Below are 20,022 nucleotides of genomic sequence, written 5' to 3'. Positions count from 1 at the left end.
GCGCGGCAGCCGGAGCTCGCGTTCCGCGCCTCGCGTTCCCGCGTCCTCGCCGTATTGCTTTATCGCTCCCTGCGTGTCGCGCACTACGCGCTGCGCACCCCAGTGCAGCCCGATCGCAACTCAAGCGCCGCGCTGGCGCAGCGATTCGTACAGGCAGATCGCCGCAGCCGCCGCCACATTGAGCGACTCTTCGCCGCCGGGCTGGGGAATGCGCCGCGTCTGGGCGCAGCGCGCCAGCAGCGCCGCATCGACACCCTGCCCCTCGTGGCCGAACACCCAGGCGCACGGCTCGGGCAGCGCACCCTCGGCGATCGAGCGCTCGGCATGCGAGCTGGTGGCAACCAGCGGCACGGCCAGCGCATCGAGATCGCCCACTTTGGCACCCTCCACCAGCCGCAGCGCGAAATGCGCCCCCATGCCGGCGCGCAGCACCTTCGGCGACCACAGCGCCGCGGTGCCCTCGAGGGCCACGACCTGTGCCACGCCGAGCGCAGCAGCACTGCGCAGCACGCTGCCGACGTTGCCGGCGTCCTGCAGGCGGTCGAGCACCACGCTGGCCAGGCCGCCCTGCACGGCAGCTTCGACAGGCCGCTCGATCACAAAGCCGATGCGCGCCTGTGATTCGAGCGCGCTGATCCCGGCGAAGAGCGCCTCGCTCAACACAGTGATGCGTGGCGCCCGCGAGGCCAAAGCGCGCAGATTCGCATCGCCCCAGCCGGCCTCGCTCAGCACCGCCTGCGTCGGCACCGGGCCTTGCGCGGTACAGGCTGCGCACAAGTGCTCGCCCTCGAGCCACACCTGCCCGAGCTTGCGGTAGCTGCCCGGGTCGCGGATCAGTTTGCGCAGTTTGGTCAGCAGCGGGTTGTCACGCGAGCTGACGAAAACCGGCTCGCGGCTCACGGCAGCGGCTCGGCGGCATTGCCCCACATGCCGGCAAGCGCTTCACGCACCGGCGCAAAGCTGCGGCGGTGCACATGGCAGGCGCCATGCGCACGCAAGGCCGCCAGATGGCCGGGCGTGCAATAGCCCTTGTGCTCGGCGAACCCGTACTGCGGATGTGCCTCGTGCAGCTCCAGACACAGCCGGTCGCGATGCACCTTGGCAAGGATGGAGGCGGCCGAAATCGCCGCCACCTTCGCATCGCCACCGATCACTGCCTCCGCCGGGATGCGCAGCACCGGCAGCCGGTTGCCGTCGACCAGCACCTGCTGCGGAATCAGGCGCAGGCCGTCCACAGCGCGGCGCATGGCCAGCAGAGTGGCCTGCAGAATATTGATGGCGTCGATCTCCTCGACGCTGGCCTGCGCGACGCTGCAGCACAGCGCCTTGGCGCGGATCTCATCGAATAGCCGCTCGCGTTGACGCTCGCTGAGCACCTTGGAATCCGCGAGGCCGTAGATCGGCTGGGCGTGGTCGAGGATCACCGCGGCGGCGACCACGGGGCCGGCCAGCGGGCCGCGACCGGCTTCGTCCACACCGGCCATCAGGCCGCGCGTGTTCCACGAAAGCATGAGCCCGAGCTGCTCTGGCACGGGCACCTTGCGGGCGCGCGGCCGGGGCTCAGGCGCCGATGACTTGCGCGATCGCATCGGTGGCGGCCCGCGCGGTATCGCGCTTCAGGCTGAGGTGCAGTTGATGGAAACGCTCGGCAACGCGCTCGCCCGAGGCAGGCTCGTCGAGCCAGCGCAGCACTGCAGCAGCCAGCGCGTCGGGCGTCAGCGCATCCTGCAGCAACTCGGGCACGACGAACTCGTTCACCAGCACGTTGGGCAGGCCGACCCAGGGCTGGTAGCGCATGCGGCGCATCAGTTGCCAGTTGAGCCAGTGCATCCGGTAGCCGATGACCATCGGCCGTTTGAACAGCGCTGCCTCGAGCGTGGCCGTGCCACTGGCGACCATGGCGGCATCGCAGGCCGCCAGCACCTCGTGGGAACGGCCGTCGACGAGCTGCAGCGCATCGGCGGCGCCGGCCTCTGCGACGAGCGCCTCGATCTGCGGCCGCATTCCGGGCGCGATCGGCAGCACGCAGCGCAGGTCAGGACGCGCGGCCACTAGCTGCCGCGCGGCGCGCAGGAAGCTCGGCGCGATGTGGCGAATCTCGCTGCGCCGGCTGCCCGGCAGCACGGCGACGACGACATCCCGCTCGCTCAAACCCAAAGCGATTCGCGCGGCATCGCGCGGCACGTCGACGGGAATCGCATCGGCCAGCGGATGACCGACATAGCTCGCCGGCACGCCGGCCTTGGCCAGCAACGCCGGCTCGAACGGAAAGAGGCACAGCACGTGATCCGCTGAAGCGGCCAGCTTGTGCACGCGTTCGCCGCGCCAGGCCCAGATCGACGGGCAGACGAAATGCACGGTCTTCAAACCGGCGGCCTTGAGCCGCGCTTCGAGGCCGAGATTGAAGTCCGGCGCATCGATGCCGATGAAGGCGGCGGGGCGCGCTTGCAGCAGGCGGTCGCCGAGTTGCTTGCGCACGGCCACGAGCTGGCGGTAAACAAGCAAAGCCTCGGCATAGCCGTGCACCGCGAGCCGCTCGCTCGGCCACCAGGCCTCGAAACCCTGCGCCGTCATGCGGGGGCCGCCGATGCCCGCCGCCGCCAGCGCGGGCCAGCGCGCCTTCAGGCCGCCCATCAGCAAACCGGCGAGCAGATCCCCCGAAGCCTCACCGGCGACCATGCCGAACTGCATTCGCTGCGCGTCCTAACGGACGATGCCGCGAGTGGATGCGCTCAGGAAGCCGGACATCAGCTCCACATCCACGTCGCCGCCCTCGACCTGCCCTCGCAAACCGCCGATCTGCGCCTTGGCCTCTTCGAAGGTCAGGCCATTGCGGTAGAGGAGCCGGTGCATCTGCTTGATCTGAGCAATCCGCTCGGGCCCGAAGCCGCGCCGGCGCAAGCCTTCGACGTTGAAGCCGTGCGCCTTGGCCGGGTTGCCGTCGACCATCATGAACGGCGGCACGTCTTGCGACAGCGCGGTCTGGAAACCCGCCATCGCATGCGCGCCGATCTTCACGAACTGGTGCACGCCCGTCAGCCCGCCGACGATGACCCAGTCGCCCACCTGTACATGGCCGGCCAGGGTGGCGTTGTTGGCCAGGATGCACTGGCTGCCGAGTTGCACGTCATGCGCAAGATGCACGTAAGCCATGATCCAGTTGTCGTCGCCGACGCGCGTGCAGCCGCTGTCTTGCACGGTGCCGCAGTTGAAGGTGCAGAACTCGCGGATGGTGTTGCGGTCGCCGATCGAGAGGCGCGTCGGCTCGCCGGCGTACTTCTTGTCCTGCGGCGCGGCGCCGATCGAGCAGAACTGCCAGATGCGGTTGTCGGAGCCGATCGACGTATGGCCTTCGATGACGCAGTGCGGCCCGATGCTGCTGCCCGAGCCGATGCGCACGTGCGGCCCGATCACCGTGTAGGGGCCGACCTGCACGTCGTCTGCAAGCTCGGCCTGCGCATCGACGATCGCCGTCGGGTGGATGCGGCTCATCGCGACAGAACGCTCAGACCGGCGTGGCGGCGCCACCGACCGAGCGCATGGTGCACATCAGTTCGGCCTGGCAGGCCAGCTCTCCCGCCACGCTGGCGCGTGCGCTGAACTTGTGGATGCCGGCCTTGATGCGGTCGACCGTAACCTCCAGGATCAACTGGTCGCCCGGCTCCACCGGCCGCTTGAAGCGCGCGCCGTCAATGCCCACGAAATAGATGACCGAGTTCTTGTCGCTCTGCAGCTTGTCGTCGGCGAAGCTCAGCAACGCGGCGGCCTGCGCCAGCGCCTCCAGCATCAGAACCCCGGGCATCACCGGGCGGTGCGGGAAGTGGCCGACGAAATACGGCTCGTTGATCGACACATTCTTGAGCGCCCGGATGCGCTTGCCCGGCTCGAGCTCGAGCACGCGATCGACCAGCAGGATCGGGTAGCGGTGCGGCAGTTTCTCGAGGATCTGGTGGATGTCCATCATGGTTCTTGTTTCGAGCCGGGCCGGGGTCGGCCGCTGTCTTCGTCGTTGTGCGGTGCACCGGCATCGGCGCTGTCCGGCTTTGCTTCGCGCTCCAGAACACGGACCCGCTCGCGCAGCGCGTGCAACTGCCGCAAGGTGGCCGCGTTCTTCTCCCAGGCGCGATTGTCATCGAGCGGAAAGAAGCCGGTGTAGGTGCCAGGGCGGCTGATCGAGCGGCTGACCGTGCTTTGCGCCGAGATGTGCACGTCGTCAGCGATGTTGAGGTGGCCCAGGATGCCGGCACCACCGCCGACGGTGCAGCGTGCGCCGATGCGGGTGCTGCCGGCCACCGCCGAGCAGCCCGCCATCGCGCTGCCACGACCGATGTGCACGTTGTGGGCGATCTGGATCAGGTTGTCGAGCTTGACGCCGTCTTCGATCACGGTGTCGTCGAGCGCGCCGCGGTCGATGCAGGTGTTGGCACCGATCTCGACGTCGTCGCCGATGACGACTGCACCGAGTTGCTCGATCTTCACGTAGCCCTCAGTGCTCGGCGCGAAGCCGAAGCCGTCGGCACCGATCACCACGCCGCTGTGCACGATGCCGCGGGCGCCGATCCGGCAATCGAACTGCAGCGTGACACGCGCATGCAGCCGGGTTCCCGCGCCGACGCAGGCATTGCGGCCGACGAAGCACTGCGCACCGATCACCGCACCCTCGCCGATTCGCACACCCGGTTCAATCACCGCCAGCGCACCGATGCTGACGCCGGCGCCGAGCACGGCTGTGTTGTCAACGACCGCACTTGGATGCACGCCCGCTGGGGCACGCGGCCGCACGCGTTCGGCCCACCACTGGGTGAGCCGGGCGAAGTAGAGATAGGGGTCGGGCGTGACGATTGCGGCACCTCGAGCCGAGGCCTGCTCGCGCAATGCGGGAGCGACGATCACGCAGCCGGCACGACTGCCGGCGAGCTGCGACTGGTAGCGCGGATTGGCAAGGAAAGCCAGCGTGGCGGGCGTCGCTTCTTGCAGCGGCCCGATGCGAGAGACTGCCACGTCAGCCGCGCCGAGCAACTCGCCGCCGAGCGCCGCGACGATCTCGCCGAGCGCGACCGCTTCGCTCACCGTGCGGCCGCAGGCCTCACTTGGCCGCCGTACCGTTGTCGAGCGACTTGATCACCTTGTCGGTGATGTCGACTCGCGGCCCCGCGAACACCGCTTCCTGCAGGATCAGGTCGTACTTTTCCGTCTCGAAGATCTGCTTGATGACCTTGTTGGCGCGCTCCACCACGGCAGTCAGTTCTTCGTTCTTGCGCTGATTCAGGTCTTCCTGGAATTCGCGGCGCTTGCGCTGGAACTCGCGGTCCTGCTCCACAAGATCGCGCTGGCGCCGCGAACGCTCGCTCTCCGCCAGGGTGGGGGCATCCCTTTCGAGCTGGTCGGACGATGCCTTGAGCTTGGCCGCGGTGTCGGCCAGTTCGCGTTCGCGCTTGGAGAACTCGGTCACCAGCTTGGCCTGTGCGGCCTTGGCCGGTGCAGCGTCGCGCAGCACGCGCTCGCTGTTCACATAGCCGATTTTCAGTTCCTGGGCCTGCGCAACCGATGCACTGGCAGCGAGCGCAGCCGCAACGAGCACGGCCTCGAGCGAAAAGTGCTTCATCAAAACGCGGTCCCGATCTGGAATTGAAACTTCTGAATTCTATCTTGCGAGAATTTCTTGAAAGGCTGGCCATAGCTCAGCTTCAGCGGTCCGACCGGCGAGATCCAGGACAAGCCGATACCCGCTGCAGCGCGCAGGGTGTCGAGCTCGATGCTCTCGTTTTCGCCCCAGACGTTGCCGGCGTCCACGTAGCCGAACAGGCGCAGCGTCCGGTCGTTGCCCGAGCCCGGCATCGGCACGTAGAACTCGGCATTGATGTTCATCCGCCGATTGCCACCGATGTAGGCGCCCGTCACGTCCACCGGCCCGAGCGATCCCTGATCGAAGCCGCGCACCGAACCCAGTCCACCCCCGTAGAAATTTTTGAAGATCGGATACGGACGGTTGCTGAAGCCCTTGCCGTAGCCGATCTCGGCATTCAAGCCCAGGGTGTAGCGCTTGGTGAAGGGGATCCACTGCTGGATCTGGTAGTTGGTGCGCAGGTAGCGCGTGTCGAGCGCCACGCTCCACTCGGCGCTGAGGCGTTGATAACGGCCTTCGGTCGGCACCAGGGCGCTGTCGCGACCGTCCCGCTGCCAGCCGAGCGTGAGCGGCAAGCTGTCGCTGGTGTCGCCGAACTGCTCGCGATAGAGGAAGTAGCTGTTCGGGATGGACGCGCCGGCCTTGATCTCCGTGCGCTCCCAGCCGATGCCGAAGAACACCGTGTCGAGCTCGCTGAACGGCACGCCGAATCGGATCGCCATGCCGGGCGTGATCAGCTCGTAGTCGGAGCCCTGGCTATTGATGGGGCGCGTGGTGCGGTAGAAGACATCGATCGCACGCGAGATGCCGTCGATCGTGAAGTACGGGTTGACCGTGCTGACGACCAGGCTGCGGTTGTACTTGCTGGTGTTGAACTCCAGACCCAGGTAGTTGCCGCTGCCGAAGATGTTCTCCTGGCGGATGCCAGCGGTGAGCGACACCTTGTCGGCGCTGGAAAAACCTGCGCCGAGCTGCAGATTGCCCGTCGGCTTTTCGGTCACTTCCGCCGTGATGTCCACCTGGTCGAGCGCACCAGGCACCTCGGCAGTTTCGATGTTGACTTCGCTGAAATAGCCCAGGCGGTCGACACGGTCGCGCGAGAGCTTGATGCGCCGGCCGTCGTACCAGGAGGACTCGAGCTGGCGGAATTCGCGGCGCACCACTTCGTCGCGCGTGCGTGCGTTGCCCGCCACGTTCACGCGGCGCACGTAGACCCGCCGGCTCGGCTCGCCGACCAGCACCACCGCGACGCGGCCGGTGGCGCGGTCGATGTCGGTGCGCGGCTCGATGCGCGCGAAGGCATAGCCGAAGTTGCCGTAGAACTCGTTGAAGCGGCGAGTCGTCTCGGCCACCGCCTCTGCCTGATAAGGCTCGCCCGGCTCGATCGACACCAGCGACTTGAACTCGTCTTCTCTGCCGAGGTAGTCCCCCTCCAGCGTCACCCCGGTAACGGTGTAAGGCTGACCCTCGGTAATGTTGACGGCGATCGAGATGCTCTGCTTGTCGGGCGAAATCGCGACCTGGGTGGAATCGACGCTGAACTCCAGATAGCCACGGTTCAGGTAGTAAGCCCGGAGCGACTCGAGATCGGCGTTGAGCTTGGTCCGCGAATAGCGGTCGGTCTTGGTGTACCAGGTCAGCCAGCCGCCGGTGGACAGCTCGAACTGATCGAGCAGCGTTCCTTCTGAGAAGGCCTTGTTGCCGACGATGCGGATCTCGCCGATCTTGGCGACCTCGCCTTCGCTGACCGTGAAGGTCACGTTCACCCGGTTGCGGCCGACCGGCGTGATGGTGGTCACCACCTCGGCACCGTAAAGGCTGCGCGTGAGGTACTGGCGCTTCAATTCCTGCTCGGCGCGATCGGCCAGCGCGCGGTCGAACGGCTGGCCTTCGCCGATGCCCACGTCTTTCAGCGACTTGGACAGCGCGTCCTTGTCGAACTCCTTAAGCCCCACGAACTCCACGCTCGAGATGATCGACCGTTCCTCGACCACCACGACGATGACGTCGCCGTCGATCTCCAGCCTCACGTCGGTGAACAGTCCCGTCGCGAACAGCGAGCGCAGCGCGGCCGAGCCCTTGTCATCGGTGTAGGTGTCGCCGATGCGAAACGGCAGCGCGCCGAAGATGGTGCCGGCGTCGGTGCGCTGCAGGCCTTCGACGCGGATGTCCTTGAGCACGAAGGGCTCGACCGCCAGCGCGGTCGTGGCATGCATCGCCAATGCCAGAGCGGCTGCGAGAAGCGGGGGACGGAAAATGCGCGAGGCGAATGGGCGGGCAGCGAACAGCGTGGCCGCAGAGAAGACTCGGAAAGGGGACATGCGGTCAGGTCAGGCCCAGCAGGCGGGCGACGTCGTTGTAGAGGGCGAGGGACATCATCGCGAGCATGATGGCAAGCCCTCCACGCTGCAGGCGGTCGAGCCACGCATCGGAAACCGGCCGCCCTGTCACCCCTTCGAAAAGATGATACATGAGGTGCCCGCCGTCGAGCATCGGCAGCGGCAGCAGATTGAGTACGCCGAGGCTCACGCTGACCAGGGCGAGAAAGCCCAGATAGTAGGCAACGCCGAGTTGCGCCGACTGGCCGGCGTAGTCTGCGATCGTGAGCGGGCCGCTGAGGTTCTTGAGAGAGGCCTCGCCGATCAGCATCTTGCCGAGCATGCGAAGGCTGAGCACCGAAACTTCCCAGGTACGGCTTGCCCCTTCGAGCAGCCCGTCGACCACGCCGTAGCGCACGGTCACCGTCTCGGGCGGCGCACCCACGTAAGCCTCGATGCGGGCGATCGGCTGGCCGCCGTCTTGGGCAAGCGACGGCGTCACATCCAGCGTGAGCCGCTCGCCGCCGCGCTCTATCTGCCAGCTCATTGGGCGTGCCGCGCCGTCCGCCACCGAAGCGCGGATCGTCTCGCGCAGCCGCGCCGCGTCTTCGATCCGCGCACCGTCGACTGCCAGCACGCGGTCGCCCTCGCGCAAGCCGGCCCGCTCGGCCGGGCCGCCCACGACCAGTGTGCCGAGCACGGCTTCGCTGTACGCGCCGCCCAGGCCGATGCGGCGCATCAAGTCGCCGTCGACCTCGCGGGTGTCGATACCGTCGAGCGGCAGGCGCAGGCGGCGCTCACCGCGGCCGTCGGCATCGCTGACATGCAGCAACAAGCGCTCGCCATCGAGCGCTGCTTCGGTCAGCTGCCAGCGCAGGTCGCTGAGCGAACGAACAGGTCGTGGCGCATCGTCGCCGGGCGCACCGCCGTCGCGCTCGACCGCGCGCACCCAGTCGCCGGCGCTCAGGCCGGCCCGCTCGGCCAGGCTGCCCGCAACGGGAGCACCGAGCACCGCCTTCGGCTCGACCAGGCCGACCCAGTGCGAAGCCGCGTAGAGCAGCACGGCCAGCAGGAGGTTGGCAGCCGGTCCGGCGGCGACGATGGAAGAACGCTGCCACAAGGGGCGGTTGTTGAAGGCGCGGGGGCGCTCGGCGGAGGGCACCTCGCCTTCGCGCTCGTCGAGCATCTTCACGTAGCCGCCGAGCGGCAAGGCCGAAAGCACGAATTCGGTGTCGCCGCGCTGCCGGCGCAACAGCACGCGGCCGAATCCGACCGAAAAGCGCAGCACCTTCACGTTGCACGCCACCGCGACGCGGTAGTGACCGTACTCATGGACGACGATCAACACGGCCAAGGTGAACAGAAAAGCGAGCACGGTGATCATGCAAGGGTCCTCACATGCTGCTGCGCGACAGCGCGGGCTTCAGCGTCGAGCGCCAGCAGTCCCACCAGCGAATCCGCCGGGCCGGCACCGAGCGGCGTTTGTTCGATGGTGTGCGCATTGCAGCTGTGAATCTGATCGAAGCGGATCGTTCCGGCCAGGAACGCGGCGACCGCCACTTCGTTGGCGGCGTTGAGCACCGCGGTGCTGCCGGCCGGCCCGCGCAGCGCCTCCCAGGCGAGCAGCAAGCCGGGATAACGCACGGCATCGGCCGGCTCGAAAGTGAGCGCGGCAAGCCGGGTGAAATCGAGCGCCTCGGCGCCAGACTCGATCCGCTCGGGCCAGGCCAAACCGTAAGCGATCGGCACACGCATGTCCGGCGTGCCGAGTTGGGCGACCACCGACCGGTCGCGGTACACCACCATCGAATGAATGATGCTCTGCGGATGAATCACGACTCGGATCTGCTCGGGCGCCAGGTCGAACAGCCAGCGCGCCTCGATGACCTCGAGCGCCTTGTTCATCATGGTGGCTGAATCGACCGAAATCTTGCGGCCCATGACCCAGTTCGGGTGCGCGCAGGCCTCGTCGGGCGTCACGTCGCGCAGGCTGGCCGGGTCGCGGCCGCGAAACGGTCCGCCCGAAGCGGTGAGCACGATGTGGTCGATGCGTGCCGCCCAGGTGGCGCGGTCCTCAGGCAGACACTGGAAAATGGCCGAATGCTCGCTGTCGATCGGCAGCAAGGTGGCGCCGCCCTCCTTCACCGCCCGCATGAAAAGCGCCCCGCCGACCACCAGTGCTTCCTTGTTGGCCAGCAGCAACCGCTTGCCGGCCCGCGCCGCGGCCAGGCAAGGAGCGAGCCCGGCGGCGCCGACGATCGCAGCCATCACCGCATCAACCTGCGGATGCGAGGCAATTTCCGCCAGTGCCGATTCGCCGTCGAGCACTTCGGTACCCGTCCCGGCCAGCCGCTCACGCAAGACGCGCGCCGCCGCAGCGTCGGTCATCACCGCCAGCCGGGGCTTCCAACGCAGGCACTGCAGGGCGAACACGTCGACCCGGCTGTGCGCACTCAGCGCGAACACCTCATAGCGCTCCGGATGGCGCGCGATCACGTCGAGCGTGTTCACGCCGATCGAGCCGGTCGCGCCGAGCACACAGATTTTCTGGCGCTTCATGTCGCCGCCTCACCGCCGAGCGGGTCCAGGGCAGCGCGGCCGGGGGCCATCGTCACGAGCGTCGCTTCGATCCCCTCGCTGCGAAACCTCTCCTCCGCGACGCTCATGTCGGCACCTGCACCGAGCACAGCGCCAGAGCCAGAGGAAACACCGGCAGCAACGCATCGACGCGGTCGAGCACGCCGCCGTGCCCTGGCAGCAACGCGCTGCTGTCCTTGGCGCCGGCACTGCGCTTGACCAAGGACTCGAACAGATCGCCGACGACGCTCAACGCGGCCAAAAACAGCAGCGAGACCAGCAGGCCGACGACACCGAGCCTTTCCAACAAAACGCTGAACACACTGGCCGACTCCGGAGCGGCGGCACGGTCGAAGGCGATCCACGCCCCGGCCAGCAGCAGCACGCCGGCCATGCCGCTCCAGACGCCCTCCCAGCTCTTGCCAGGGCTGATGGCCGGCGCCAGCTTGCGCCGGCCAAGAGCACGCCCGCCGAAGTACGCCGCAACATCGGCTGCCCACACAAGCGTGAAGACCGACAGCAAAAAATTCACACCGACCGCCTTGGCCTGCGTCAGCGCCAGCCAGGCCGCCCACAGCAGCACGCAACCTACGGCCCAGCGGAGCGGCGCGGAGATCAAGGACCAGCCGGACACGCCGCGCGCCAGAACCCAGGCACCGCCGAGCACCCAGGCCACCATGGCCAGCCACCACAGGAGCGGCGGCGTGGCAGCGACCCAACCGGCGGCGTAGCTGAGCGCGCCAGCAAACACCACCGCAGCGCCGAGCGCCACGGCGGCCGGCGAAGCCAGACGATTCAGGCGCCCCCACTCCCAGCCGGCCACGCCGACCATCGCGAGCGACAACAGCGCGAACGGCCAGAGCGCCCGCGCGAACAGCGCCGGCAGCAGCAGCGCCAGCAAAAGCGCGGCGGTGATGATGCGCTGCTTGAGCATCGGCGGATGCCTCAGGCCCTGCAGGGCCGCTCCGACCAGACCGAGCGCCCCGTCGTTCTAGGGCAGCACCGAAGGCATGCGCAGGCCGCCATTTCAGGCCGCAGAGCGCGTGTCCGCCATCAGCGGGGCCAAGGCCGTCTTCACCCCGCCGAAACGGCGGTCGCGTGCGGCGAAGGTAGCGATGGCGGCATCGAGTTCCGCGTCGCCGAAATCAGGCCACAGGCAATCAGTGAAGTGAAGTTCGGAATACGCCACCTGCCAGAGCAGGAAATTGGAGATGCGCACTTCGCCGCCGGTGCGGATGAAAAGGTCCGGATCGGGCGCATGGCTCAGCGCCATGAACTCGCTCAGCCTTGCCTCGGTGAGTTCATGCGCCGGCACGCCGGCTTCGATGGCGCGACGGCAGGCCTGCACCACGTCCCAGCGGCCCCCGTAGTTGAATGCCACCGACAGCGTGATGCGCTCGTTGTGCTCGGTGCGGCGCTCGGTCTCGTCCCAGGCGGCACGCACCTGGCTCGAGACCGCCTCGCGGTCGCCAACGATGCGGATTCGCACGCCTTCGCTGGCCAGCTTGGCGAGGTACTTGGAAACCGCCACCAGCACCAAGCCCATCAGGCCGGACACCTCTTCTTCCGGCCGCTTCCAGTTCTCGCTCGAAAAGGCGAACACGGTCACGTACTCGATGCCGCGGTCGGCGCATGCCTTGACGGTGCGCATCAGCGCATCGACGCCCTGCTTGTGGCCGACGAAGCGTGGCATGAAGCGCTTGTTCGCCCAGCGCCCGTTGCCGTCCATCACGATGGCGACGTGGCGGGGAATGGAAGTACTCACGGGCTTCACGGCACGAGGCTCAGATCGCGAGGATCTCGGCTTCCTTGCCCTGCACCAGCCGGTCGATCTCGGCGATGGTGCGGTCGGTGGCCTTTTGCACCTCGTCGAGCGAACGGCGTTCCTCGTCTTCGCTGATCGTCTTGTCCTTGAGCAGCTTCTTGGCCTGCTCGTTGGCCTCGCGGCGCACGTTGCGCACGGCGATCTTGGCGTCCTCGCCGGCACCCCGCACCACCTTCGTCAGTTCCTTGCGGCGCTCTTCCGTCAGTGCCGGCATGGGCACGCGCAGCAGGTCTCCCTGCGACGAGGGGTTCAAGCCGAGGTGCGACTCGCGGATCGCGCGCTCTATCTTGCCGGCGAAGCCTTTTTCCCACGGCTGCACGCTGATCGTGCGCGCGTCGAGCAGGGTGACGTTGGCGACCTGGCTGATCGGAACCATCGAGCCGTAGTAGTCCACATGCACCTGATCGAGGATGCCCGGGTGAGCGCGTCCGGTGCGGATCTTCTGCAACTCAGCCTTGAGGGCTTCGATCGACTTGGCGGTCTTCTGCTCGAAGGCTAACTTGACGTCTGCAATGCTCATCGCTTGTTCCTGAAAACAAATCAAACGTGGACCAGCGTGCCTTCGTCCTCGCCGGCCACCACGCGCCCGAGCGCACCGGGCTTGAAGATGGAAAACACCTTGATCGGCAGCTTCTGGTCACGGCACAGTGCAAAGGCCGTCGCGTCCATCACCTGCAGGTTCTTGCTGATCGCCTCGTCGAAGCTGATGCGGCTGTAGCGCGTGGCTTCGGGGTCTTTCTTGGGGTCGGCGCTGTAAACACCGTCCACCTTGGTCGCCTTGAGAACGATGTGCGCGCCGATCTCGGCGCCGCGCAGTGCTGCGGCCGTGTCCGTGGTGAAGAAGGGATTGCCAGTGCCGGCGGCGAAGATGACCACCTTGCCTTCTTCCAGGTACTGCAGCGCCTTGGGCCGCACGTAAGGCTCGACCACCTGCTCGATGCTGATCGCCGACATGACCCGCGCGGTCATGCCCTCCTGGCGCATGGTGTCGGCCAACGCCAGCGAGTTCATCACCGTGGCCAGCATGCCCATGTAGTCGGCAGTCGCGCGGTCCATGCCGACGGCGCCGCCCGCCACGCCGCGAAAGATATTGCCGCCGCCGATGACCACCGCCACTTCCACGCCGAGCTGCGTCACCTGCTGCACCTCGCGCACCATGCGCACGATGGTGGCGCGGTTGATGCCGTAGGCGTCGTCGCCCATCAAGGCTTCACCGGACAGCTTGAGCAGGATTCGCTTGTACGCCGGCATGAAAGGGTCTCCTGGATGAGCGCCTCGCGGGCTCCGGGGCGGGTCGCAGTTTAGGGGAAGCCGCAAACCCGGCGCGCGCGGACCGAGGCTGCTACGGGGGCTTATGCGCCTTTCGCGGCCGCGACCTGGGCGGCCACTTCGGCGGCGAAGTCGTCCGTTCGCCTTTCGATGCCTTCGCCCACCACGTACATCGTGAAGCTCTTGATCGTCGTGGCCCGCTCCTTCAGCATCTGCTCGACCGTCTGCTTGTCGTTCTTGACGAAAGCCTGGTTGAAGAGCGAGACCTCCTTCAGGTACTTCTGAACCGAGCCCTCGATGCGCTTGGCCACGATCTCGGCCGACTGCACGGATTTGCCGGCGGCTTCGGCGACCTTCGCATCTTCGGCGGCCTTGCCGGCGGCTACGCTGCGCTCTTTCTCGATCAGTTCCGCAGGTACTTCGTTCGACGAAAGCGCCACCGGCTTCATCGCCGCCACGTGCATGGCCACGTCCTTGGCCGCCACGTCGTCGCCGCCGTACTCGACCATCACGCCGATGCGCGTGCCGTGCAGGTAGCTGACCAGCTTGCCGCCGCCCGAAAAGCGCTTGAAGCGGCGGATCGAGATGTTCTCGCCGATCTTGCCGATCAGCGTGGAGCGAGTCGCCTCGACCGTCACGCCGTCGATGTCGAGCGCCGACAGCGCCGCCACGTCGGCCGGCGCTTGTTTGGCCACCATCTCGGAGAGGCGCTTGCCGAAGGCGAGAAAGTCGTCGTTCTTGGAAACGAAGTCGGTTTCGCAGTTGAGCTCGATCAGCGCGCCTTCGCTTTTCTCACCCGCCGCGTCGATGTACGCAGCGACGATGCCTTCGGCGGTCACGCGCGAGGCGGCCTTGCTGGCCTTGCTGCCGAGCTTGACTCTCAACAGCTCTTCGGCCTTGTCCATGTCGCCGTCGGCTTCGGTCAGGGCCTTCTTGCATTCCATCATCGGGGCATCGGTCTTGGCACGCAGGGCGGCGACCATGCTGGCGGTGATTGCGGGCATCGCGTTCTCCAGTCGGTGAGGCAAACGCCGCTCGGCGAAGCCTCGTAATCTCGGGAAAGTGGCTGGATCAGCCAAAAAAAGGGGCTGTAGCAGCCCCTGGTCGAATGCGCAGGGCGCGAAAGCCTGGCGCTCAGGCCGGGTCGCTGACTTCCACGAACTCGTCCGTGCTCTGGACGGCATTCGCGACTTCGTTGATCGCATTGGCCTTGCCTTCGAGCACGGCATCGGCCAGCGCCCGGGCATACAGCGCCACGGCCTTGGCCGAGTCGTCATTGCCGGGAATCACGTAGTCGATGCCTTCCGGAGAATGGTTCGAATCGACCACGCCGACGATTGGAATGCCGAGCTTCTGCGCTTCGGCAATCGCGATCTTGTGGTAACCAACGTCGATGACGAACATCGCGTCGGGCAGCGCGTTCATGTCTTGAATGCCGCCGATGTCCTTCTCGAGCTTGGCCAGGCCGCGGGCGAACAGCAGGCCCTCCTTCTTGCTCATCGACTCCAGGCCGGCTTCCTGCTGGACCTGCATTTCCTTGAGCTTCTTCAAGGAGCCCTTGACGGTCTTGAAGTTGGTGAGCATGCCACCGAGCCAACGCTGATCGACATAAGGCATGCCGGCGCGTTTGGCCTCCATCGCAACCACCTCGCGCGCTTGGCGCTTGGTGCCCACCATCATGATGGTTCCGCGCTTGGCAGCGAGCTGGCGGGTGAACTTCATCGCGTCCTGGAAGAGCGGCAGCGTCTTCTCGAGATTGATGATGTGGATCTTGTTGCGGTGGCCGAAGATGAACGGAGCCATCTTGGGATTCCAGAAGCGGGTCTGGTGTCCGAAATGGACGCCCGCTTCGAGCATTTCACGCATCGTGAGGGACATGGGAGCTCCAAAGGTTGTTTCTAAAATCCGGCCAGAATTGCAAGCAGATCGGCGGTTATTACCGCGTCATGTGCACCATGCAACACCTTTTGGCGACCGGGTTTGCGGATTGCTATCTTGTTCGTGCCAGAACCGCTGCCGAGCCTGATACTGCGTTCATCTCAGGCGCAGGCGTGTCCCGGAAAAACCCGTGAAGTATATCAGGCCGATGAACCGCGACCCATCGGGTTGCGTCGGCGAAATCGCTTTCGATTCCCACAACTCAGACCTGCAATCGGGCTCGGCAATGCCGCCCGATGCGAGCCTGCTCGGTGCCGCGACGGCTGTGGCGACGGCTGTGGCGACGGCTGTGGCGACGGCTGTGGCGACGCAGGCTAAAGCATGAAGATCGCCGTGATAGGTGCCGGCATCGTCGGTATCGCGACTGCCTATGAACTCGCTCGAGACGGTCATGCGGTGACGGTGATCGAACGCCGCAGCAGCGTCGCTTCCGAAGCGAGCTTCGCGCATTCCGGCCTCGCCGGCGCCGGCGCGGTGCTGCCCTGGGCCGCGCCGGGCCTGCCCGGCGGCGGATTGACAGCGCTATTGGCGCGGCAGACCCTGCTCGACACGCTGAAAGCTCCGTTCGACGGCCAACGCCGCCGCTGGCTATGGCGCTCCTGGCGTGCCGGCAAGGCTGCGATCCGCAGCGAGCGCGAGGCTGACCTGCTGCGTCTTGCCCTCTACAGCAGCGAACGACAGGCCGAGTTGCGCACACATCTGCGGCTCGACGACGAGCACGCGCAAGGCTCGCTGGTTCTCTTGCGCAGCGAAGCCGACGTGGCACGGGTCCAGCGCAGCCTGGCCGCGCTACGCGAGCTCGGCATCGGCGTACGCGAACTCGACGCCGCGGCCTGCCATGCGATCGAGCCCGGCCTCAATCGGGACCAGCGGCTCGCTGGGGGGTTGCATCTGCCCGGCGACAGCGCCGGCAACAGCCGCCAGTTCGCCCATTTGCTGCGCAACGCAGCGGAACGCTGCGGTGCCGAGTTCCGGTTCGGCAGCGTGGCGCGCGAGTTGGTGCCCGGCGATGGAGCCGGCGTGCAGCTACGCCTCGAACAGCTCGCGTTGACCACCGGCTTCGCGGTCAGCCATGTCGCAGCGCGCGGCGAAGCCGGCGTGCCGACGCCGCTGGCACGCCGCGCCCGTGCCGCCGCACGCTACCTCGATCCGGTGTCCGAAGAAAACTTCGACGCTCTGGTGATCGCTGCCGGTGCCGCGTCTGCGCAATGGCTTTCGGTACTCGGCGTGCACGTGCCGCTGCTGCCCGTGCACGGTTATTCGCTCACCGCGGCACTGCGCGCGCCCGAGCGCGGGCCGCGCGCTGTCGTTGTCGACGCGCAGTACCAGGCCCTCATCACCCGCCTCGGCCAACGGGTGCGCGTCGCCTGCGGGTCGGAACTCGCCGGCTCGCCCGAGCGCCATCGCCCTGCGGCGATCGACCGGCTGTACACGCTGCTCGGCGACTGGTTTCCGGGCTGCGCGCACTTGGCACGCCCGCAGCTATGGAAAGGCACGCGAGCGCTGCTGCCTGACGGGCCGCCGTTGATCGGCGCCAGCCCACGCTCGGGAGTCTGGCTGAACCTGGGGCATGGCAGCAGTGGCGGTGCGCTCGCCTACGGCAGCGCGCGACTGCTCGCCGACCGGATCGCGGGACGCGCGCCGGCGCTCGATGCCGCCGCTTTCGACTTGCAGCGTTACACCAAAGGCTGACGTGTGGACGCAAGCGGCCCGGCTCCTCTGCATGTCCTGAGTGCGACAGCCGCCCCGAAAGGCCTCGGCTGGCCGTTGTACGACGCCGCGGCAATCCGAACGCAAGAGTCCGCGGCTCAGCAAACCTCGGCGCCGCATGCGCTGATGCAGCGTGCCGGCCTGTCCGTCGCGCGACTGGCACTCGCCGTCGCCCCACATGCCCGACGTGTATGGATCGCCGCGGGAAGCGGCAACAACGGTGGTGACGGCCTGGAGGCCGCGCTGCATCTGGCCCGCGCCGGCAGGGAAATCACGGTGAGCATCGAGCCGCGAGCCACGCGGCCCGCCGATGCGCAGGCCGCACTAAATCGGGCGCAGGCCGCCGGGTTGACGCTTCGTCCCGACGCGACCGCACCCGATTTGCAGGCCGGCGACCTGGCACTCGATGCGCTGTTCGGCCTCGGCCTATCGCGCGCGGCTACAGGTTGGGCGCTCGAGGCCATCCGGTCACTCAATGCCATGCATGCGCCGGTGCTCGCGATCGATTTGCCGTCCGGGCTCGATGGCGACCACGGAGTCGTCCATGCCGAAAGGAGCTGCGTGCGGGCGCAGTGGACGCTGAGCTTGCTCGCTCTGAAGCCGGGCCTTTTCACCGCAGCGGGGCGCGACCAGGCGGGCGAAATCTGGTTCGACGGGTTGGGCGTGAAGAGCCCTCGCGACCCGCCCGTCGCACACCTGCTGACGGACACCGGGCTGCTCTGGCCAACCCGCCATCACGCTCAGCACAAGGGCAGCTTCGGCGATGTCTGGGTCATCGGTGGCGCCTCGGGCATGACGGGTGCGTCGATGCTGGCGGCACGCGCCGCGCTCATCGCCGGTGCGGGTCGGGTGCATTGGTTGCCGCTGGATCCGCAAGCACCAGTCGTCGACATCCTGCATCCGGAGTTGATGGTGCATCCGGCGAAGCGCCTGCAGGCCGAGTCCGATGGACTCGAGACTGCAACCGTGGTGTGTGGCTGCGGAGGCGGCGAGGCAGTGCGCGCACTGCTGCCTTTGCTCGTCTCACGCGCCGGTCGGCTGGTGCTCGACGCCGACGCCTTGAATGCACTGGCCTGCGACGCCGCGGCCCTCGCCCCACTGCTTGCGGCACGCGCCGCGCGCGGACGGCCTACCGTGCTGACACCCCATCCGCTCGAAGCGGCGCGGCTGCTCGGCTGCAGCACGCCGGCGGTGCAAGCCGACCGCCTTGCGGCAGCCCGGCGGATCGCCGAACGCCACGGCGCCATCGTCGTGCTGAAAGGCTCGGGCAGCGTGATCGCCGCGCCGAACCAAACGCCCTGGATCAACGCCAGCGGCAACGCCGCCCTGGCGAGCGCCGGCACCGGTGACGTGCTGGCGGGCTGGATCGGCGGACTGTGGTCGCAAGGCCTGACGCCCGTCGATGCGGCCTGCCTGGGCGTACACACTCACGGCGCGGCGGCAGACCGTTGGCGCGCAACGAAGCGGCACGCCGGCGCGCTGAATGCGAGTGAACTGGTCCGCGAGCTTCGCCGTCTGCGCAACGACTGAGCCGATCGCGCCAGGCGCCTACCGCGGGGCTCAGCCGCGCGTCCGCTTGGGTTTACGTTCCGCGCGAACCGCAACACCGTGGGCGGTATCGGTCCTGCTTTCCAATGCCGGCACTTTCGGCTTCTTGCCGGCGCGAGGCGGGGCCGCCTTCTTGGCAGCGCGCTTGTGCTCGCGGTCGACGTTCTGCACGCCCTTCAGCTCTTCGACCGCCGAAGCGGCAGCCTTGTCGCGTCCGCTGCGCATGCCAGCGCCACTACCGGCTTCGCCGACCAGTCGGAAATCGATGCGGCGGCCGTCGAGATCGACGCGGCTGACCTGCACGCGCACGCGTGTGCCCACCACGTAGCGCACGCCGGTGCGTTCGCCGCGCAATTCCTGCCGCGCTTCGTCGAAGCGGAAATACTCGCCACCCAATTCGGTGATGTGCACCAGGCCTTCGACGAACAACTCGTCGAGCGTCACGAACAAACCGAAGGTCGTGACAGCAGTGACGCTGCCGCCGAACTCTTCGCCGAGATGCTCTCGCATGAACTTGCATTTGAGCCACGCCTCGACGTCGCGCGAAGCCTCGTCGGCGCGACGCTCGTTCGCGCTGCAGTGCGCGCCTGCCGCTTCCCAGGCCAGCGCCTCCGCAGTCGGCGCTTTGGCCGGCGCGTTCAGCTGAGCCAGGGCTGCCGCCTTCGACGCCATCGTCGGTCTCGGCTTACGGCTGTGAACCGCCGACGTCGCCAGTTCGGTAACCTGAAGGTGGTAGCGCTTGCCGCTGAGAAGCGACTTGATCACGCGGTGAACCAGTAGATCGGGATAGCGGCGTATCGGGCTGGTGAAGTGGGTGTAGGCCTCGTAGGCCAGGCCGAAATGCCCGCTGTTGAGCGGGGTGTAGATCGCCTGCTGCATGGCGCGCAGCAACATCGAATGGATCTGCGTCGCATCGGGCCGGTCCTTCGTGGCCTGGGCGATGGCCTGGAACTCTGCGGGCTTGGGATCGTCGCCTATCGACAGACCCAGGCCCAGCGCGCGCAGGTACGTCTGCAAAGTGAGTTTTTTCTCCGGCGTCGGCCCTTCGTGCACGCGGTACAGCGAGGGGTGCTTGCTGCCTTCGATGAAATCGGCCGAACACACGTTGGCGGCCAGCATCGCCTCTTCGATCAATCGGTGGGCGTCGTTGCGCGTGCGCGGCACGATCTTCTCGATGCGGCCGACGTCGTCGCAGACGATCTGCGTCTCGA

19 protein-coding genes are annotated in these 20,022 nt (G+C 67.2%); 2 read left to right on the top strand and 17 right to left on the bottom strand.

Annotated elements, in window-relative coordinates:
* Positions 1-120: 120 nt before the first annotated feature.
* The 16 genes from H0W40_RS11925 to rpsB form a co-directional block, all read right to left on the bottom strand.
* On the bottom strand, positions 121-900 hold the full coding sequence (locus H0W40_RS11925) for an RNA methyltransferase (protein WP_292446408.1): 780 nt from the start codon (positions 898-900) through the stop codon (positions 121-123).
* Positions 897-1,511 carry a ribonuclease HII gene (gene rnhB / locus H0W40_RS11920; protein WP_292446407.1) on the bottom strand — a complete coding sequence of 205 codons (615 nt, stop codon included), beginning with the start codon at positions 1,509-1,511 and terminating at the stop codon, positions 897-899. Before rnhB ends, H0W40_RS11925 begins: the two co-directional genes overlap by 4 nt.
* Before the next feature lie 49 nt (positions 1,512-1,560).
* On the bottom strand, positions 1,561-2,691 hold the full coding sequence (gene lpxB / locus H0W40_RS11915; RefSeq protein ID WP_292446406.1) for a lipid-A-disaccharide synthase: 1,131 nt from the start codon (positions 2,689-2,691) through the stop codon (positions 1,561-1,563).
* Between the two features lie 12 nt (positions 2,692-2,703).
* The gene (gene lpxA, locus H0W40_RS11910) at positions 2,704-3,492 is read right to left on the bottom strand and encodes an acyl-ACP--UDP-N-acetylglucosamine O-acyltransferase (protein WP_292446403.1); all 789 of its coding nucleotides are present in this window, start codon (positions 3,490-3,492) and stop codon (positions 2,704-2,706) included.
* Positions 3,493-3,505: 13 nt separating this feature from the next.
* Complete coding sequence (fabZ, locus tag H0W40_RS11905; protein WP_292446402.1) at positions 3,506-3,964, bottom strand: 3-hydroxyacyl-ACP dehydratase FabZ; 459 nt, start codon at positions 3,962-3,964, stop codon at positions 3,506-3,508.
* The gene (gene lpxD, locus H0W40_RS11900) at positions 3,961-5,070 is read right to left on the bottom strand and encodes a UDP-3-O-(3-hydroxymyristoyl)glucosamine N-acyltransferase (protein ID WP_292446401.1); all 1,110 of its coding nucleotides are present in this window, start codon (positions 5,068-5,070) and stop codon (positions 3,961-3,963) included. Before lpxD ends, fabZ begins: the two co-directional genes overlap by 4 nt.
* A gap of 16 nt (positions 5,071-5,086) precedes the next feature.
* Positions 5,087-5,605, bottom strand: a complete 519-nt coding sequence (locus H0W40_RS11895) for an OmpH family outer membrane protein (RefSeq protein ID WP_292446400.1) — start codon at positions 5,603-5,605, stop codon at positions 5,087-5,089.
* Positions 5,605-7,842: an outer membrane protein assembly factor BamA gene (bamA, locus tag H0W40_RS11890; protein WP_292446399.1), complete on the bottom strand. Its 2,238-nt coding sequence runs from the start codon at positions 7,840-7,842 to the stop codon at positions 5,605-5,607. Before bamA ends, H0W40_RS11895 begins: the two co-directional genes overlap by 1 nt.
* A 109-nt stretch (positions 7,843-7,951) precedes the next feature.
* Positions 7,952-9,328 (bottom strand): RIP metalloprotease RseP, encoded by a 1,377-nt coding sequence (rseP, locus tag H0W40_RS11885; protein ID WP_292446397.1) that lies wholly within the window; start codon positions 9,326-9,328, stop codon positions 7,952-7,954.
* Positions 9,325-10,503 carry a 1-deoxy-D-xylulose-5-phosphate reductoisomerase gene (ispC, locus tag H0W40_RS11880; RefSeq protein ID WP_292446396.1) on the bottom strand — a complete coding sequence of 393 codons (1,179 nt, stop codon included), beginning with the start codon at positions 10,501-10,503 and terminating at the stop codon, positions 9,325-9,327. The genes rseP and ispC overlap by 4 nt, the downstream gene beginning before the upstream one ends.
* A gap of 103 nt (positions 10,504-10,606) precedes the next feature.
* On the bottom strand, positions 10,607-11,455 hold the full coding sequence (locus tag H0W40_RS11875; protein ID WP_292446394.1) for a phosphatidate cytidylyltransferase: 849 nt from the start codon (positions 11,453-11,455) through the stop codon (positions 10,607-10,609).
* A gap of 93 nt (positions 11,456-11,548) precedes the next feature.
* The gene (gene uppS / locus H0W40_RS11870) at positions 11,549-12,295 is read right to left on the bottom strand and encodes a polyprenyl diphosphate synthase (RefSeq protein WP_292446392.1); all 747 of its coding nucleotides are present in this window, start codon (positions 12,293-12,295) and stop codon (positions 11,549-11,551) included.
* A 10-nt stretch (positions 12,296-12,305) separates the two neighbouring features.
* On the bottom strand, positions 12,306-12,866 hold the full coding sequence (frr, locus tag H0W40_RS11865) for a ribosome recycling factor (protein ID WP_292446390.1): 561 nt from the start codon (positions 12,864-12,866) through the stop codon (positions 12,306-12,308).
* A 20-nt stretch (positions 12,867-12,886) separates the two neighbouring features.
* The gene (gene pyrH / locus H0W40_RS11860; protein WP_292446388.1) at positions 12,887-13,597 is read right to left on the bottom strand and encodes a UMP kinase; all 711 of its coding nucleotides are present in this window, start codon (positions 13,595-13,597) and stop codon (positions 12,887-12,889) included.
* Between the two features lie 101 nt (positions 13,598-13,698).
* Entirely contained in the window at positions 13,699-14,619 is a 921-nt protein-coding gene (gene tsf, locus H0W40_RS11855) for a translation elongation factor Ts (RefSeq protein ID WP_292446387.1), read from the bottom strand.
* A gap of 130 nt (positions 14,620-14,749) precedes the next feature.
* Positions 14,750-15,493, bottom strand: coding sequence for a 30S ribosomal protein S2 (gene rpsB, locus H0W40_RS11850; protein WP_292446385.1), 744 nt, complete (start codon positions 15,491-15,493; stop codon positions 14,750-14,752).
* A gap of 381 nt (positions 15,494-15,874) precedes the next feature.
* Here rpsB and H0W40_RS11845 point away from each other — a divergent pair, with 381 nt between their 5' ends.
* Both H0W40_RS11845 and H0W40_RS11840 read left to right on the top strand, forming a co-directional pair.
* Complete coding sequence (locus H0W40_RS11845; protein WP_292446383.1) at positions 15,875-17,245, top strand: FAD-dependent oxidoreductase; 1,371 nt, start codon at positions 15,875-15,877, stop codon at positions 17,243-17,245.
* 3 nt (positions 17,246-17,248) lie between these two features.
* The gene (locus tag H0W40_RS11840; RefSeq protein WP_367153803.1) at positions 17,249-18,793 is read left to right on the top strand and encodes an NAD(P)H-hydrate dehydratase; all 1,545 of its coding nucleotides are present in this window, start codon (positions 17,249-17,251) and stop codon (positions 18,791-18,793) included.
* 30 nt (positions 18,794-18,823) lie between these two features.
* Here the strand turns inward: H0W40_RS11840 and H0W40_RS11835 are convergent.
* Positions 18,824-20,022 (bottom strand): RNB domain-containing ribonuclease (locus tag H0W40_RS11835; RefSeq protein WP_292446381.1); only part of this gene is annotated, 1,199 nt, incomplete at its 5' end.

The organism is Methylibium sp., assembly GCF_013817345.1.
Lineage (GTDB): Bacteria > Pseudomonadota > Gammaproteobacteria > Burkholderiales > Burkholderiaceae_C > Methylibium.
Note: the sequence above shows the minus strand (reverse complement) of the source record. Positions and strands in the feature narration are given on the sequence as shown.